The sequence below is a fragment of the Alcaligenes sp. 1735tsa3 genome (assembly GCF_024134565.1).
In the GTDB taxonomy this organism is placed as follows: Bacteria; Pseudomonadota; Gammaproteobacteria; order Burkholderiales; family Burkholderiaceae_B; genus Alcaligenes; species Alcaligenes phenolicus.
The window spans coordinates 1,448,506-1,465,803 of the sequence record NZ_CP099862.1 but is presented as its reverse complement, the minus strand read 5'-3'; the positions used below and the strand labels follow the sequence as shown (position 1 = coordinate 1,465,803).

15 protein-coding genes are annotated in these 17,298 nt (G+C 55.5%); 3 read left to right on the top strand and 12 right to left on the bottom strand.

The window, feature by feature from the left end:
- The first annotated feature begins 9 nt into the window (after window positions 1-9).
- The gene (locus tag NIZ92_RS06715; protein ID WP_060186934.1) at window positions 10-714 is read left to right on the top strand and encodes an SDR family oxidoreductase; all 705 of its coding nucleotides are present in this window, start codon (window positions 10-12) and stop codon (window positions 712-714) included.
- Window positions 715-971: 257 nt separating this feature from the next.
- Here NIZ92_RS06715 and tauC read toward each other — a convergent pair whose 3' ends face one another.
- The 5 genes from tauC to NIZ92_RS06690 form a co-directional block, all read right to left on the bottom strand.
- Window positions 972-1,862, bottom strand: coding sequence for a taurine ABC transporter permease TauC (gene tauC, locus NIZ92_RS06710; RefSeq protein ID WP_254002928.1), 891 nt, complete (start codon window positions 1,860-1,862; stop codon window positions 972-974).
- Between the two features lie 16 nt (window positions 1,863-1,878).
- Window positions 1,879-2,664, bottom strand: a complete 786-nt coding sequence (gene tauB / locus NIZ92_RS06705; RefSeq protein WP_254002927.1) for a taurine ABC transporter ATP-binding subunit — start codon at window positions 2,662-2,664, stop codon at window positions 1,879-1,881.
- Between the two features lie 5 nt (window positions 2,665-2,669).
- Window positions 2,670-3,668: a taurine ABC transporter substrate-binding protein gene (gene tauA / locus NIZ92_RS06700; protein WP_254002926.1), complete on the bottom strand. Its 999-nt coding sequence runs from the start codon at window positions 3,666-3,668 to the stop codon at window positions 2,670-2,672.
- Between the two features lie 233 nt (window positions 3,669-3,901).
- Complete coding sequence (locus NIZ92_RS06695) at window positions 3,902-4,249, bottom strand: hypothetical protein (protein ID WP_035269148.1); 348 nt, start codon at window positions 4,247-4,249, stop codon at window positions 3,902-3,904.
- 106 nt (window positions 4,250-4,355) lie between these two features.
- Window positions 4,356-4,865, bottom strand: a complete 510-nt coding sequence (locus NIZ92_RS06690; RefSeq protein ID WP_035269912.1) for a GNAT family N-acetyltransferase — start codon at window positions 4,863-4,865, stop codon at window positions 4,356-4,358.
- 405 nt (window positions 4,866-5,270) lie between these two features.
- Between NIZ92_RS06690 and NIZ92_RS06685 the strand changes: the two genes are divergently transcribed.
- Entirely contained in the window at window positions 5,271-5,537 is a 267-nt protein-coding gene (locus tag NIZ92_RS06685; RefSeq protein ID WP_254002925.1) for a hypothetical protein, read from the top strand.
- Here the strand turns inward: NIZ92_RS06685 and NIZ92_RS06680 are convergent.
- The 4 genes from NIZ92_RS06680 to NIZ92_RS06665 are packed head-to-tail and all read right to left on the bottom strand — an operon-like array spanning window position 5,517 to window position 9,104.
- Window positions 5,517-5,999: a DUF2514 family protein gene (locus NIZ92_RS06680; protein ID WP_254002924.1), complete on the bottom strand. Its 483-nt coding sequence runs from the start codon at window positions 5,997-5,999 to the stop codon at window positions 5,517-5,519. The two genes, NIZ92_RS06685 and NIZ92_RS06680, sit on opposite strands and share 21 nt — an antisense overlap.
- On the bottom strand, window positions 5,978-6,436 hold the full coding sequence (locus NIZ92_RS06675; RefSeq protein ID WP_254002923.1) for a lysozyme: 459 nt from the start codon (window positions 6,434-6,436) through the stop codon (window positions 5,978-5,980). Before NIZ92_RS06675 ends, NIZ92_RS06680 begins: the two co-directional genes overlap by 22 nt.
- Window positions 6,420-6,644 carry a hypothetical protein gene (locus tag NIZ92_RS06670; RefSeq protein ID WP_254002922.1) on the bottom strand — a complete coding sequence of 75 codons (225 nt, stop codon included), beginning with the start codon at window positions 6,642-6,644 and terminating at the stop codon, window positions 6,420-6,422. Before NIZ92_RS06670 ends, NIZ92_RS06675 begins: the two co-directional genes overlap by 17 nt.
- A gap of 36 nt (window positions 6,645-6,680) precedes the next feature.
- The gene (locus tag NIZ92_RS06665) at window positions 6,681-9,104 is read right to left on the bottom strand and encodes a GDSL-type esterase/lipase family protein (protein WP_254002921.1); all 2,424 of its coding nucleotides are present in this window, start codon (window positions 9,102-9,104) and stop codon (window positions 6,681-6,683) included.
- A gap of 91 nt (window positions 9,105-9,195) precedes the next feature.
- Between NIZ92_RS06665 and NIZ92_RS06660 the strand changes: the two genes are divergently transcribed.
- Complete coding sequence (locus tag NIZ92_RS06660) at window positions 9,196-10,068, top strand: DUF2971 domain-containing protein (protein ID WP_254002920.1); 873 nt, start codon at window positions 9,196-9,198, stop codon at window positions 10,066-10,068.
- Between the two features lie 4 nt (window positions 10,069-10,072).
- Here the strand turns inward: NIZ92_RS06660 and NIZ92_RS06655 are convergent, their stop codons facing one another.
- The 3 genes from NIZ92_RS06655 to NIZ92_RS06645 form a co-directional block, all read right to left on the bottom strand.
- Window positions 10,073-12,625 carry a hypothetical protein gene (locus tag NIZ92_RS06655; protein ID WP_254002919.1) on the bottom strand — a complete coding sequence of 851 codons (2,553 nt, stop codon included), beginning with the start codon at window positions 12,623-12,625 and terminating at the stop codon, window positions 10,073-10,075.
- A 2-nt stretch (window positions 12,626-12,627) separates the two neighbouring features.
- On the bottom strand, window positions 12,628-14,973 hold the full coding sequence (locus NIZ92_RS06650) for a lytic transglycosylase domain-containing protein (protein ID WP_254002918.1): 2,346 nt from the start codon (window positions 14,971-14,973) through the stop codon (window positions 12,628-12,630).
- Window positions 14,974-15,134: 161 nt separating this feature from the next.
- Window positions 15,135-17,297, bottom strand: a complete 2,163-nt coding sequence (locus tag NIZ92_RS06645) for a hypothetical protein (protein WP_254002917.1) — start codon at window positions 17,295-17,297, stop codon at window positions 15,135-15,137.
- Window position 17,298: the final 1 nt, after the last annotated feature.

Below are 17,298 nucleotides of genomic sequence, written 5' to 3'. Positions count from 1 at the left end.
GAGGCTCTCATGACTGTAGAAAAAGTAGCACTTATTAGCGCAGGCGGCTCGGGCATGGGCGCCGCTGCGGCCCGCAGGCTGGCTCAAGATGGTTATCGCGTCGCCATCCTGTCCTCGTCCGGCAAGGGCGAGGCACTGGCTAAAGAACTGGGTGGGGTGGGCCTGACTGGCTCGAATCAATCTAACGAAGATCTACAGCGCCTGGTTGACCTGGCCATGCAGCGCTGGGGGCGTATCGACGCCCTGGTCAGCTCCGCCGGACACGGTCCACGCGGCCCGGTTCTGGAGATCAGCGACGAAGACTGGCATAAGGGCATGGATGTCTACTTTCTGAATGCCGTGCGTCCAGCACGACTGGTAGCGCCCATCATGGCCGCGCAAGGTGGTGGGGCTATTGTGAATATTTCTACAGCCTGGGCGTTTGAGCCTGCGGAGATGTTCCCCACTTCGGCGGTATTCCGCGCCGGGCTGGCCAGCTTCACCAAGATTTTTGCGGACAGCTATGCAGCCAAGAATGTACGCATGAACAACGTGCTGCCTGGCTGGATTGATAGCCTGCCGGCGACCGAAGAACGGCGAGAAAGCGTGCCTATGGGACGTTATGGAAAAGCCGAGGAAATTGCCGCGACAATTGCGTTTTTGTTGTCGGATGGGGCTGGCTACATTACGGGACAGAACATCAAGGTGGATGGTGGGCTGACTCGGTCAGTGTGAACTGCCAAGAGCTGAGCAGACTGGCTGTATTCACACTAAGGCCGCTGTGCGCACACTAACCAAGGGCCTTATGGGATCCATGAGTTCAATCCAGCAGCTGAGGCATAAACCAGCAAAGCAGTAATCATGTCTTGACGCAATGCTACGGTGCCTGGACGTCCAGGTCGGCTCGAACGAGAGCCGACCTACTCACACCGCACAACTCAACTCTGAACCTCTGCACCAAAAACTCCAGGCGAACAATCACATCCCAGCTGCTAACGCGCTTGTCCGTGCCACGGAACAAGCTTGGCCTGCAATCGACGCAAACCGATTTCAAGCGCAAACGCCACCAAGGCGATAAGCAGAATCCCCGCCATCACCACGTCAGTTGCCAGAAACTGCCCTGCTGATTGAACCATGAATCCCAAACCACGCGTGGCAGCAACCAGCTCCGAAGCCACAAGGGTTGACCACCCCACTCCCAAACCGATGTGCAAGCCCGTCAAAATATCAGGCAAGGCACTGGGGATAATGATGTAACGCAGCAACTGAGCACGCGTCGCCCCCAAAGATTGAGCCGCACGCAGTTTCACCGGATCCACATTACGCACACCACCTGCCGTCGCAATCGTGATCGGCGCAAAAATTGCCAGATAAATCAGCAGTACTTTTGATAGCTCACCAATCCCAAACCAGATTACGATCAAAGGCAAATACGCCAGCGGAGGAATCGGGCGATAGAATTCAATCAAAGGGTCCAGAATGCCTTGAGCAATACGATTACGGCCAATCGCGATACCCGTAGGAATCGCCAACAAGACAGCGGCAAACAATGCCAAGCTAATCCGCCACAAACTGGCCGCCAGATGCTGCTGCACCGTGGCATCCATATAACCCACAGTGAACAGACGAAAAACACGGCTCAGCACAGCCTGGGGTGATGGTAGAAACAGCGGGTCCACATAGCCCCACTCAGTAACGGCCCACCACAAGAACAGCACTCCACTTAGGGTAAGCAAACTGATCACGGCAATAGACGTTTGCCGAGGCTTAGTGGACGTTGATTGATGAGGCTTGGAGTCGCTACCTGCGCTTAAAGACGAAGCGCCCGACAAACCAGCGATATCGCGCGGTTGCAGAACCTCGCCAGCGACAGAGGATTTCATGAACAGTCTCCTAAACTCAGGATGAAGCGGTAACGGGATGCGCCGAGAACACATGCCCCAGTACACGCTCTCGCGCCGCGATGAATTCCGGTGAAGATTTCACCTGACGCACCGGCTGCCCATCGGTGTAACGTCGCCCAAAGTCCAGCGTCAGACGTTCCACCACATGCCCAGGCGTACCGCCCAAAATAATCAGATCGGTAGCCAGAAACACAGCTTCCTCAATATCGTGAGTAATCAGAAAAACAGGCTTGGCGCTACGCTGCCAGACATTCAACAAAAGCGTCTGCGCCTGCTCTCGGGTAAAGGCATCCAGCGCCCCAAAAGGCTCGTCCAGCAAGAGCACACGCGGGTCCGCCGCCAAAGCACGAGCAATACCCACCCGCTGCTTCTGACCACCAGACAATTGCCAGATACGGCGCTGCTCCAAGCCCTCCAGCCCCACCAAAGCCAATTGATGACGGGCCACAGCCTGCCGCTGCTCCTTGGACTCCCCCCGCAGCGTCAAACCAAAAGCCACGTTCTCCAGAACCGTCTGCCAAGGCAGCAAGGCGTCGTCCTGGAACACCACACCGCGATCAGCCCCAGGGCCGCGCACAGGTTCGCCATCCAAGATAATCGTTCCAACGCTGGGTAGGGTGAAGCCCGCAATCAGATTCAACAAGGTAGTCTTGCCACTTCCCGAAGGCCCCAGCACCACCACCAACTGCCCCGGCCCCAATTGCAGCGACACATCTCGCAGCGCCAAATGATCGGCACCGGGATAGCGTGCGCTGACGTGATTCAGTGTTAACTGCGCCATCAGAATTACCTGGCCAGCGAGGCAGCCGCCTCGACATATTTGCTGGTGGTGTAAGCGGCGTAATCAGGCAAAACCTCGTCGATACGGCCCTGCTCTTTCAGGAAGGCAGAGGTATCGGCCAAGGCCTTGGCAGTGGGCTGACCTAAAGTTTTGATTTGATCAGCCGCAGATAAAAAGCCGCTGCCAGCCAGAACATTGGGAATTTCTTGAGGCGTCGCACCAGTCAAGCGGGACAGCTTGCTGATGTTGTCGGCATTGGCTACCCAGGCAGCAGGATCATGCGTATAGCCCTCGTACGCAGCCAAGGTGACACGCGCAAAAGCCGACACAATATCCGGATATTTTTCCGCAAAATCCTTGCGCACCAACCACACATCAAAAGTCGGAGCACCCAGCTTGGCCAGTTCCCCGGAACTGATCAGCACCTTGCCGCTTTCCTTGGCCTTGCTCAAGGCCGGGTCCCACGTATAAGCACCATCAATATCACCACGAGCCCAGGCTGCTACGATATTGGCCGGCGTCAGATTGATGATATTGACCTGCTTGGGATCAATTTTCCAATGCTTGAGCGCAGCCAGCAGACTGTAATGACTGGTCGATACAAAAGGCGTGGCAATCGTCTTGCCAACAAGATCTTGCGGAGCCTGAATACCCGAACCGTTACGCACCACCAGCTCTTCGCTGGTACCCAGCTCGGCCGCAATCAGAAAGGTCTCAATAGGTAATTTACGACTGGCAGCCGCAGCCAGGGGGCTGGAGCCCAGATAGGCAATCTGCACATCACCGGAAGCCACCGCGTTGATCACCTCCGCACCACCATCAAACTTACGCCAATCGATTTTCGCGCCCGTTTCTTTTTCATAAACGCCATCGGCCTGAGGCACATTGGATGGAGTGGGAATGGTCTGATAAGCAACGGTCAGGCTGGTGGCCTGCGCGCTTAGAGATACGACGCTGGCCGCCAAGGCCAGGCCCAGATGCTGCAGAGTTCTCGTCAACGACATGGAGCATTCCTCGATGATGGTGGCGGCTTGATAAGCCCTTAGGTCAAGGAATCAGAATAGACAAAAGAACTTGAGGGTCAAAAGACCGATTTCGCTTATTGTTAGTGCGCGAATTTATGAGGTGTAAAGATGAACGGGCGATAAACCGGCTCAAAAGCGTCTAACTCTGCCTCAACAGAATTGCCCCCCTTATATGCAAGGACAAGGTCAAAACAAAGCCCATCATCTAGCCGCTAGCGTGTCTTTGAGTGCCCACGAACGATCAGGAAGAACAACACGCAAACCAGCACCAATAGCGCAAAGAAAGCAAGGCCAATGCTGAAGTTCTCCGTCCCAAAATCGCGCAACAGGGTGACCGCATCCAAGGCGCTGTAAAGGCCGAATAGCAAGGTTGGGACAAACAGGATCGTCGCCAGCGTCTTGATGAGGTTGCGAGACCGTATTGCCAGCAGCACGGCAAAAACAATGGTCGCCACAAGCAGAACAGGAATTCCAGCAACCAGGGTCAGCAAACCATCGGACGCCAAAGCCGGGACGGGTACGAACAGCGCAAGGGCTCCAGCACGTTTGAATAAGTTCATGAGCCTAACCTTGAGTTGGACAAGAAACACAGCAAACTATGGCAAGGCTACCGTCTTTAATAAAACTAAACCATCCTGAACGCCTTGCTCGGCCTAATCGCCAACATCAAACCGGCGTGCTAAATGCCGGGTGGTAAGTAACCGTACCGGCTGGCACAACTTGCCCGAAGGACAGGGCCATGAAGTACTCAGGAGGGACGCCCGGCAACACAAGCCTGGCTTCAGGTTTGAATCCGAATCGTTGATAGTAGGATGGGTCTCCAAGAACAACGCAGCCCGCTGCACCCTGCTCGGCAAGCCTCCCCAAGGCCTCACGCATCAACTGCGACCCGATACCACGGCCCTGAAGCCTTGGAATCACAGAGACAGGACCAATCCCAAACCACCCTGAGGTGCCATCGGAGATGGAAACGGGTGACACGGCGACATGCCCAAGAAGGGAGCCACCCTGCTCCGCAACCAGGGAAACGCTTAATGCTCCCGCATCGCGCAAGGCAGCAAGAATAAATTGTTCGTTGTGGCTTGTATGAGGCGCGTCACGAAACGCAGCCTCTGTAACGGTCTCGATGGCAGCAAAATCAGCCAAAGTCTCGGGGCGGATGATGAGTTTTGTCATGAGCCCAGTATAAGTAAACTCCGACGGCTTTCCATCATCCCGACGAGCAATAAAAAACGGCCCACATTGCTGTGGGCCGTTTTCTTTATCTTGGTGGCGCATCCCTGATTCGAACAGGGGACCTGCGGATTATGATTCCCAACATCCGCAAGCAAAACAAATAAGAAAGACCTTTAAAATCAATCAACTGCAGCGATAATCATACACTACTGAACAGCCCGACTTTGGCCTTTTTATGGCATTTTTTGGCTACTCACGACACGTTCTGGTCACAGCACAGATAAAGAGGCCCGCCATAGAGCGGGCTTTTTTGCGCCCACAGCCTGAAACACATTCCGACGTTACTGGTGCTAAATTACTGTTTTTTCATACAGTAAAACCATGTTCAGGCAAAAGAAACCGGGTATGAGCGCCGAACAGCTCAAAGACATACTTGCCCGGCGCGGCAAAGATCCAGAGATCAACCTGCTGCTACGTGAGATCTCGTACATGCGCTGCATTCTACGCGAGACTGACGAGTTCCTTGTGCTGATTGAGGGCACGTCCTGGCACAACGAGCGCAAGGAAAGGAAGTACGAAAACCTTGCAATTGCCGTGCGTCAGCACAAGGCGGTGAAGGAATGGCGCAAGCAGCAACGTACAGTTGAGCAGCTACGGGCTGCCGACAACTGACCGGGCATACCCCTGCAGCGCGATCAGATCGCCCCGGTAGCGGTCAGCGACTCCTGCCAGCTCTGTATATCGTGCTGCGCACATTCCGACCACGTTACGCAGTTCGGCGGCAATTCTGGCGTTTTCATCCAGCGCACGTCCGGCTCGGGCAGCTTGGGTGGCTGCACGATCATTGGCGGCTGTGAGCTTGCCGCGCAGCCCGTCAAGATCAGCACGGGCAGAAACAGCAGCACCAGCCGCCGCATCAAGCTGCTTTTGATATTCGGCACGAACATCCTCAACCTCCTTTTGTTTCTGTTGCTCGATCTGCCGCGCCCTGCCCTCTGCATGCGCGACAGCGATCATGTATTCAGCCTGGGCCCGGTCGTAGCCGTTCCTATCCCGGACTGAGCCATAGATCTGCAGCCCAATGAAAAGGGTTGCCAGCACAGCAGCCCCCGTTACTGCAGACCGGATAGACATATCTTCCTCTCTGCCTCTCGGCGTAACTCCAGGCCGCGTAGTTTCTTGACCCCGGCATACACCCACAGCGGCAACTGGTTGCAGGCACCAACAAGATCACCCGCCCTCAGCTTGCGAAGCAGTGTTGATCTGCCATAAGCGCCAGGCCCCACGTTGTAGACGAAGCTGGCTAGTGCAACGCGCACACCATCAGGCAGAACTTGTGGCACAGAGCGGTCCACCACCGCCAGGGCCTTACGTACTTCCTGCTCAGTCAGTGCGTCGCACCGTTCCGGGGTCGCCACATCACCCAACTTGACCCCTTGCGTATAGCCCTCACAGATCGTCGGAATCCCCACCGGGTCCACGTAAGCCACCAAAGAGCGCCCTTCCCATGCAGCCACCAGCGCAATCGCTGCTGCGACCACCCCAGAACCCAGCTTAGTTTTTAGATCCACGCTTCCACTCCTTTAATCGCTCCCAGCGCTTGCTCAAGAACGTGAAGATCTGAATTGATGACCGTGTAAATTCGGGAAGCTTTGCGACAATCAGCATGAACACGTAAGCTCCCCACATAAAAAGAATGATTTCTTGAGCTGTCCATCCGTAGATGACCAGCGCCGATCCCGTGCTTATAGGCAAGTGGGCAGCATCGTTATCAAACATTCGTGAAGTCCTTTGGGGCATAGCGGCCTCCGTCGCTCAATACAAAAGTGTCTTGGAAAGAAAGTTCACGGACGATCTAGCACCGGACGGTGATTGATGCAGTGCATCAAGCCACATGCCGAGCGCATTTGCATATGAGAAATCACCGAACGACGCGTAATTGCTAAAAAACTCGACATTCTTGTTGAGCGCGATGTCTGACATTGCAGAGACATAACTCGACAGCGGCGTAACCTCAGAGCCGTTGCTTTTTGCCGGGGCCCACAAAATAATCCCGACATCAGGGATGACGGAGCGAAGCCGATCAATGACTCCGTTCACTGCCGTTCTGAATTGATCTACGGTCGCACCAGCAGTTCTGTAATCGTTTGTCCCAAGAATCAGCACCGCAACGTCTGGAGAAAGGTCATCAACAAATGGGGTTAGATTGTTCAGATGCTTTTGCATCGAAACGCCTGTTGACCCGCCTGACCCGCATTTGTGCACGATCACCCCCGGCTCTGACGACGACGCCAGATAACCCAGAATCGCTACAGTTCCGGTGTTGCCTACAGTTTCTAATCTGAACGTGTGTGACGCATGTAGCAGACCGTCAATCTTGACAACAGCAATGTCGCCAGACCCGGCCCCGGAAACCGTTGTCCACGCGCCCCCGTCTACACGCCATCGGAATGATCCTGTCGTGTCTCTGTAGTAGATTTTGAAAGACTCGCAGGTCGTCGTGATCTGCGCAGTTGCATCATTCGTGTCTGTATAGACAACTCGCCCATCCGGGCCAGTGCCAACAGCCGGGACCGCACCGCCCGTTGCTGTGCTGTACGTAGTCCAGGCGCCGGTTCTTCCGTATGACAAGCCTTGCATGGGGCTGCCGCCAATTGCATCAATCCAGCCATAGGCGGCAACGCCACCGCATCGGTTTTCGAGAACATTACGCAACTGTTGCGGTATACGTGCGTGTTCTGACCAGCTGTCACCGAGCATTAATACATTCAGTTGCCCTGCGCCAGTGGCATCGAGTGTCCCGATCCGTGCGCGGTATCTGAATAATGTTCGGCTATCCGTAGCCACTGCACCGGTAGACGGTCCAAGCTGATTAATCTGCTCTTGCAAGCTATCCAGCTCCTCCCCTACTTGGATCTGAACTTGACCTGTTATGGTCGCGGAGAACTGCAGCCGGGCTGATTTTGTGATCCCACCAAGATTCCCTGTTTCTATATCTTGGTTTGTAAAAATGTAATGGCCCCCTTCATCGCCTGGCGCGCCTGTAAACGAAAGGACCCCAGCAGCACATGAGAACGACAGGTATTCACCGTTGCTAACGGGGATATCGTTTTCCCCAAACAGAATCTCATTCAAACCAGCTATTAGTGGGCGCGTCGTGGTGAGCTTTCGATCCACGCGGTTGCCTGTGCGCTGATAGATGTTGATGCGTAAATCACCTGGTGTTTTACAGAATGCACGAATCGATGTGACAGAGCCAGATGCAGGTACCGGGTTGGCATAAATATAAGTGCCCCCTGGAATATTGCTTCCGGTAATCGGGTTTGAGTCTCGTCCAAACACGAGATCGCCCTCACGGGAAATAGAAGAGCTGATTCCAGATACGCTTGTACGCAAACTGGCAACATCAGCTGAAACTGACTCGACGGCAGCAAGAGTCGGATATATTTTTTGTAGACGGCCGTCGCCAGAGTTGATTCTCAGATACAGCCGAGCCGCCTGATTCTCGTTAGCGCCAATAACGAGGAAGTATTCGCCGTCCCCGACAGCGTGTAGGCCGTCGAGTGGAGTTGGGTAGACTTTTGAATTGACCGTGGCGGCATCTGCGGCGGCTTCGGCTTTTGCTGCATCTACCTTGGCTGAGGCAGCATTAACAGAAGTAGACGCTGCATCTTCTTCTGCGGAGTCAGCTGCAGCTTCGGCGCGTTCAACAGCGCCGATAAGCTGGGGCAAGTCCGATGGGATAGCCACTGGATCGCCATTCTCATCAAACCCCAGCGCATGATTTACGCGATGACGGCGCAATGGCAAATAGCCAATGCCGCCATCTGAGTCCCGGACCATCAATACGCGGCGACCGCCCAGAGACGTCATGCCAAATATGCTGGCCAGTTGCTGACAGATCATCGTCAGCTTATCCAGGGCGCGTTCGTGCGCTCGTTCCGGGAACTGGTCATTGCGCTGGTAAGCCGTTTCCTGGGTGATCGAGACGATGCGATCAATCAGCAGTGTTTGGCCGGGGGGGGGTGTGTCAGTGATGGTGAGCGTCCCGCCAGCCTGCTGACCAGCGCCGGTAACGCTGTAATCAACATCAAGGGAAAGAGGCCGCTCGCTGCCGTCGCCCTGCACAAGAGTGACCCGCAGGTCCTGGTTCTGTAGAAACCTGAACGGCACAGGGAAAGAAGTTGCCACACCATCGGTGGCGTACTGAACACGGGACTGTTCTGAGGAAACTGTCATGGCAGGCACAATCTGGGGGGATAATGCCGTTCATGGTCTACTTGTGAGCACGGACTTTTGTCCGAAAAATTAGAAAAGAAGAGAGGTGAATATGGAAATAGCCCATCAAATTGTCGATGATGAAACGCCGATCGCTAGATACATATCATTTGAAAAATTTTTCCATATGATGGCCTTCCAAGAGGCTTTTTGGCCAAGCCTGCATAAGTTGCGTGATGCCTCTGGCAATCAGGGTGACCCCCTGGAAGGAAGCGGATCTTTTTCTGACCTCTTGAGTAATAATGGTTTTGCTGCCTATTTCGACATTGCCATGGCCGCCTGGCCTGGGGGCAGGAAAGAGAAAATTGAAGGCCGCCTCGAGCGCATGCGAGAGATAGAGAACGAGACATTTGAAACGCCGTTTGGCCTAAAAAAGCGTACAGACTATATAGACGTATTGGACCACATGAGTACGTGGGTAGACGTTTGGTGCTGGAACAAGTATGACCATGAAAGAGTTGATATGTGGAGAGCGTATGGTGGTGGGCCAGGCTCCGTTATGATCACGTCCACTGTTGGAAAAGTAAAAAATGCGCTTTCCACCCCTCGGGAACTAGCATTGGCAATTACCGAGGTCGAGTACGTAGAAGAAATTAAGGGCAGTAAAAATATAAATAGAATTTTCTCTCCGCTCTCAAAAAAATCTCATGTTTATAAGTCTGAGCAAGAATTAAGATTTTTACTTTATGATAAAAACTCTCCAATCAACTCCCCTAGAGAAGCCCGCGGAACAAAAGTAAAACTAAACCTTCACCTGATGATCACTGACGTTGTCGCTCATTACCAGACATCGTCATGGATGATGGAGTCCATTAACAAAATAACAAATTTAACTTTGGGTAGGGACGCTAAAAAATCGTATATACAAATGGAGATCGAGCATTCGTCAATAGCTCGAGCTATGTTTAACAAGCAACCCAGCTAGATTTCTATCCTCCCAAAGCCCTTCCCAGATCCGGCGCACGCAGCCTGCGCCCATCTGGTGAAGCAAAGTACTCCTGATTGAACTCCTTCCGGGCGCGGCGCTCCATGCGGCGCAGATAGCCAGGCGAGGCCATCTCCTGCAACTGGTTGAAGATCATCCGATCAGTTGCAGCTTTTGTGTACCAGAGGTTGGCGAAGGGGATTTTGCCCTTGAGCATTCGCACTGCCCGTGCGCCGGTATCGGTATCCTTGCCTTCTGCTGTGCGTTGGATGTTGCCCATTGTCAGCTTTAGAAAGTCATCAGCATCACTCAGGATTGGGCCACCAAGCGTTCCCGCGAGCGAGGAGCCATACTGTGTCTGGTCAGAGAATAGGAAATCAGCGTACAGTCCAAGCGCACCACCTTTTAAGAATGCCTTTCCTGCGAAGCGTGGATCCGTCATGTCCAGTGGATCCCGCCCTGATGCCACCTCATTGACCTGCACGGCCAGGCCACCAAAGACGGAAGTAAGCGAAACCAGCCCTGCAATGTACGAGGCCTTACCAACTCCGGTTGCTTGCCCCATTGCTCGCTGGCCGTGCCGCATCATGATGGCAATCGGGAAACTCTTAAACTGCATAGCAGAGCGGTATAGCTCAGTGGGGATGCTGCCTCGCTCTTTTCCAAACCGGCCATAGATGGCGACGCGCTCACGAGCTGTAGGGGTCTCAATGACAGCCATGCTCGTCTCAGAGTTAACGAATGCCATCATGCGAGTTGCGGCTTGGTCTCGAAGTGCCTGGGGCGAAACTCCCAGCTGCTTGGCCAAAGGCTCCAATGCCGCATCTGAGACCCGATAAATACTTTGTGCTGTTAGGACCGTGTCGCCCATGCCGCGCCAGTCCTCGGGCTGAGCAAGCTTCCAGATAGCAAAATCGGTATCCGTGATCCCATATTCTTTAGCCCGCTCAGCCAGCTTGCGGAACTGTCCTGTCTTTGCATCGCCAATCTGGCTAAAAGTGCGAGACATTTCACCCAGGCTATCCATCATTACCGATGCATAAGCCTGCTGACCTGCACGAGACAGTGCGTTCAGACCTGAGAATTTCATCAGGCCAGCTGCTGCTCCTTGAGCATATCGAGCCATTCGACCCGACACATACGCATCCTGCTGCAGCCCATCGACTCCCCAGCGGTTAATAGAGCCGATGAATTGGTCCATTCCCAGGCCAGACCGCAGGGCCGTGCGTTGGTCCACTTTATTGGCGGGGTTAAGGCTGCGCAGCTCGTTCATGAAAAGGCGAGTTACCGGAATCCCGTTATAGATGGCCGTCATGGTCTGGGTGCCGATGTCTGAAATAGCCGTCAATGCGGCAGAACCCAGGCGGCTTGCTACGTTCAGTGCACGGTAGGTGTCGAAGGCTGATGCCAGCGAATCAGAGACCGCCAGGCTTCTTGCCCCCGAGATCTCGTTGTATAAGGTTTCCAGCCGGGTCGCCTCGTTCTCAATCTTGTTGGCTGATACTGGATCTTGATCAGCCATAGACTTGCGGGCGTTGTCGATCCAATACCGCATCATGTTGTTTGGGTTTGGCCCCAACGCTTCTACCAGGGCAATGTCCCGTGCCATCATGTCGATGTGATTCAGCATGGACTGGAGCATGGGCGTTTCGCTGTATTGCCTTTGGTACTCGATATATGACTCAGCGTCCTTGAAATGAATCTGGCGCTCAGTGCTGCCACGGTTCCCGCGCATGCCGTTACCGGTGGGCTTGCCCGGCTCTATCTTGCTCGCGCCGTTGGTGGCAATGGTGTTCCAGGCTTCTTTCAGAAACTCAGTGAGTTGAGTATCGTCCATCAGCGTACCGTTCGGGTTTGAGTAACGCTCCCGATCAACCGTCGCAAGAACGTCCGAGACCCAACGGTCTTGACCAGCTTTCGCCACCAAGTGCTGGCTATGTGATTGTGGCATCCCCCAATCTTCCAGCCGGCCGATGTTTCCACCCGCACGGTTGAACCGCTGACGCAGGCGCTCAGCTGTCTCGGCGTACTGCTTTGCCCCTGCCTTGGCCAAAGGGTTGCCGGAGTCCCCGCCCCGCAGCTCAGTTACCAGATCCAGCACACCCTGTTTATTGGTGAACACGCCGAGCAGGCCGCCCTTGGTAGTCTCCAACGCATCCAGCACAGACCCAAGCGCATCGTCACGGATGGCCTTCGCAGCGCTCTCGACAGATATAGTTCCGCTTTTCCCGTCACTGTAGAACGCCAGCATCCGCTTAAGAGAGTCCATTTCATTATGAGCGGAGTTCTGCAAATAGCTTTGGACGGCATCATGGCGCAAGGCGGTCAACGCAACCCGGCGTCGTTTCAGTGCGGCATCAGCAGCAACGTCGCGTGCGGCCATGTCAGCGGCGGCCATAAAGCGGTCGCCTTCCGTCATGCCCAGCCAGTTGGCCCTGTCCTGGCTGGCCAGCTTGCGCATAGCCTGCAGAATACGGGCTTCAATATTCGTCGCTTCGGCCTGGGTTATCTGGCGGCCGAGAGCACGGGAAACAGCATCAATACATTCAGCACGCATTGTTATTCACCTTTGGTCATTGCACACACCACGGCAGCATTGAATGCTTCGGGTGTGCTGTATTTGAGTTCGGCATCTGCCTCGGCAAGAGCCTGGCGTAGGGACACGTTTACAACGTCGCCATTTTCTAGCTCCATCGGAACAACGATGTCGCCTTGCTCGTCCAGTAAAGCAAGCCCGGCACGGGTCTCGGCGTCGTCGGCTGTATTGATGCCGTCTTGTTGCTGGCGTGCGGCAGACGTTGTATCAGCTTGGTCACCTACGTTTGTTGCTTGCCCAGGCTCTCTTGCAGCAGTTGAGGAGCGGGCCTGTCCATCAGCCGCTTGGCCTAAGTCCGGTTGGCCTGCAGTCGGTACGCGAGGGACGCCGACCGCCTGGCCCGCAGGAGGTGGTGCAATGCCGGATTCAGCAGGAGCCATTTCAGACAAAGCGGTCCGCACGGCACCAGGTAACGGCTGCTCAACCAGTGGCGGTGTTTCAATCATGGCCCGGTTTTCACGCAGGACGGTCGCCTGCTCATCGATCCGTGCCAAATGCTGTGCGGCTTGGTTTGCCAGGGCATTCTCACGCAGCACGCCTTCCAGCCGGTCTATACGTGCTTCCAACTCGGTTGTCTCAGAAGCCCGTTGGCGACGGGCCATGCTGAGAGCCTCTTTGTAGCTGGTGCGTGGAGTACTGGCTTGGATCTCCTTTGCGAGAGGCCGGACGTCGGTTTCATCCAAAGTGCTGCGCTGTGCCTGCAGGTCCATCAGCTCCGAACGGATCTGCACTACTTGACCAAGTTCGGCTTCGTTCCCAGCAGTGGCCAGGACCTGAGCACGTTCAGTGTCCAGAGCGGCCAACTCGACATCGATGGCGCGGGCCGCTCGGGCCTGTTCCGGATGGATAACAGGCATGCGCTCAACGATGGGGACAGACTCAGCAACTTGCCGTGGTATGTCCGAATCCTGGCGGCGCCCAGATCCTTCCCTGCCCATCCACTGGCGAACCCGTCGCAGGTAGTCTTGCGTCTCCTTTGCTTTTGGCTGCCGTCCTGCGAGGACTTCTCTGGCTTGGCGTGGCCCGCCGTTGTAGTCGGCAATCACCGCATCAACGTGGCCACCGTACTGGCGCATGGTGTCACGCAGGTAACGCCCGGCGGCGTCGATAATCTGCACTGGGTCTGAGGCGTCAGTAACTCCATACTTACGCAGGTTCTCCGGCATGAACTGCATAACACCGCGAGCACCAGCCGGGCTGACTTGGTTGCTATTGCTGCGTTCACCTGCATTTTTCAGTGCATTTATCAGGCCAGGCGGAAGGTCGTATTGCTGTTCGACCTGGGCGGCGTACTCATTGAGTTCAGGGGCATCAAACCGCAAGCGTGTCCGGCTGACAACAGGCATAGCCGCAAGGCGGTCGCTGGGTGTGTATCGGGCGGCTGGCGGCAGATCCATCAGATACTCAGAGCGTGCCGCATCCGCAATCTCGGGTGGCCGTGGCCGGGTGACGAAGGAGCCATCCTCGATGCCTGTCTGCCCCACATCGACACGCTGGCCACTCAATAGCTGCTGTGTGGCTGCTCCCATTGAGCGGCTGTGTGCCGCAGCCGATGCAGGGTCAGACGGTACGCCTGGGGCGGTGTCGATGGCGGCGTGTTTGGCGTCACGCGCGGTCAAAGAAGCATCAATGGCGGCCTGCTCTGCAGCATTGGGAAGCCCGGCCCGCGCGCCGACAGCACCAAACGCAGCACCCAGAATCGCCTCGGCTGCCACCGATGCTGTATCCAGTGGTGAGTACTGCTGGGCCATGGTCGTATAACCGCCTGCCTGCAGGAGCTCATGCGTGGAACCGCGCTGTGCAGCTCCCATTGCGACGTTGGCCGCAGCACCATAGGCTACGTTTGCACCGTAGTATGCACCTCGACTTAACCCCACCCCGGCCTGACTCAAGGGCGTGGCCAGTGCTCGAAAGCCAATTGAGGCTGGCATAGCAACACCAGCGCCTACAGTAAGGGCATCAACAAAGGCAATATTGGCTGCAGTGCCAGGGTCTACCCCTTTCCCCGTCATATCTTGGAAGGTAGCGCGGCCTGTAGCAGTCCCGGTTGTTGCCGCCCCCGTTAGCATTGCGGTCGTAGCTGTACCGCCTGTAGCCAGACTGGCGGCTGTTCCTACGCCAACCTGAGTTAGGACGCGGGACACATCAAACATGATCTGGCCGACCATGCCGGTAGTCATAGGATCTGGCTTGTACTGCTGTGCCCAGACATCAGCCTGGCCGCGCAAGCTTGTGAATGGGTTCCAGGGTTCAATGCCCGTAGCGCTTTCAAGGGCGTTCAGCACTGGCTGATAGGCACGCTCAGCCATCCCAGCAACAAGACCCTCCACCTGTGCAACGCCGGTCACAACCCCTTGCGGAATTGCCGACGCCGCGCCGGAAAATGCACCTGGCTCAGACCCGCCCAAGATCTCAGACGGGGTTTTTGCAGTATCACGAAGGGCCTGCAATCGCTTCTGGTCAACTTGCCTCATTCTGTCGCCCCCGTCAGATTGCTTGGCTGGCGCGGGATCAGGTCCGACGCCGATACACCAAACGAATCACGCCCAGAGTCTGCGTCCGGAGACATCTCGATGATGATCAAGTCGTTAGTGGCAGGATCCAGCAACGGCACCCCCCCTAAGGTAGCCACATACGCCCCTGGTCCAAAAGCAATCAGCCCAACGCTATCCACAGATTGGATAATGTCAGCCCCCAACTGGCGCTCTTGAAGTTGGCGGCTAATTGCAGAATTGGCCCTAGCGGTGAAAGAGTCGGGATCCATTCCCCAAGGAGCAAGAACATTACCTTGGCCATTGAAATCAACAGGCTCACCGAGCACGGCTGAAATCGCTTGATCAAGACGATCTGTATCCATATCGGCAGACAGACTTCCGTCCTGGGCAGCCTTGCCAACGTAATAAGCTTTGATGGCATACGCATCACGCATCATTTCGTCAGCCGCACTACTTCCATCGGCTGAGCCGCGATAGAGATCTTGAGCCTTGCTAGCAAGAGCCTCCATAAATTCATTGTCTTTCGGGACTGGGTAGCTAATGGTTCCAGCTTTCCCACCAGCAGACAAAATCTCGTCTCCATGAATGGCTGTAGCAGCAGCATCCCCGGCAGATTGCACAACATCCTCACTGAACCAATAATTTGTTAGCTTGGATTGCTCAAAGCTGCTGGCCAGCCTCCCCATACGGGCCATGAACGGGCTAATCCCATCTACCTGTGCCACGATTCCCTGGAAGGTATCAGGCTCGCCAGCGGCCCAATACAGCGCCCCCAGTACTTCACGCTTCTGCCGAGCATTCCCCTCCTTGAACGCATTTGCCAGGGCCTCTGCCTCATCATCCAGTAATGGGCGCATGTTCACCGCGCCGGGTGTGTTTTTTGATTGCATGCCACGGATCACATCCGAGCGGTCCCGCAGTTGCTGGCCCACTACGGCAATGCCGTCCTGATTTGCCAGTAAGGTTAAATCTAGCGGCGCAACAGGCTGTGCCGCTCTTTGCTCTACCCATGCCAAAGGCTTTTCTTTGAGCAGGTTGCTGTTCGATTCAATTGCACGTTCTACTCGGTCCAGGCTGGCAATGGCCGTAGGGTTCGCGCCGGACGTTTGTTGCTGCAAGCGGCGCTGCAGTACGTATGCCTTCTGTTTAGAAATAGGCATACGCAGCACATTCTGTACTTCTATCTGCGCATTCAGTCTGTCACGGTACTGTTCTTCATACTCTGTTCCGCTAACCATGCCAGCCCAACGAAGCATATCGTCGGTTGTAGCTGGCACCCCTGTAGAGATCTGCCGATCAAAGTCGCCAATGGCTCGCTGGGCGCGCGCGTCAGTTTTGTCTTGCTCGATGCGGGCCTTATTGTCGATGCGGTCGGCCTGGGTTTGGGCGCGGGTGCGCAGCTGCTGGATTCGGTCAGAGTCCAAGCGGCTGATCCAGCGGAACCCATTCACGGCCTCGCCACGGGAAGCGGCTTCCATTGCTGCTACGGCACCGTGCGGATCCCGGTCGATCATCGCTGCGCCAGCGGCATAGGCCATGGTCGCCTCTGCATCCCCAATCAGTTTTGTTTTGACTGATGCGGGCAGAGTCGATTCATTCAGGGCCGCCAGTCGTAATGCGCGGCGCTCGTCATACAAAGAGGGTTCCAGCGCAATGGAGCGTGCGTCAGAGTCCAAACCGGTGCCGTACTGAGAAACGATGTACTCACTGCGCTTTGTGGCCTCGAAATTGATGGCATTTCCGCCGAACTGTGTGCGTTGGCGCGTAAGGCTTTCACGGTAAGCAGCTCGCGCAAACTCGGGGGCATTCTGTAGGGCCTGATCCGTATAGTCGTCAAACTCCTTAATGAAGCGCGGCGTGAAGTCAGGCGCCCCCGGCTCTGCCGTTTCCTGCAGCTCGACCATGCGCTGCATCCATTTGATCTGATCGTCACTGCTGGCCTTGGAAACCCACGCGATTGCATCTTCTTTTTGTTGGCGCTTAACCGCATCACCGATTTGGCCGACTGCCTGGCCAAGCCCGGCAACGGCTCGGCCTGTCTGATCTTCAACAGCCACCATCGGCGCGCGGGCAGCAGGCATGCCTAGCGGTGTGGACTGGCGCTGCTGACCAAGGGGGATTGGAATACGAGTTGCCATT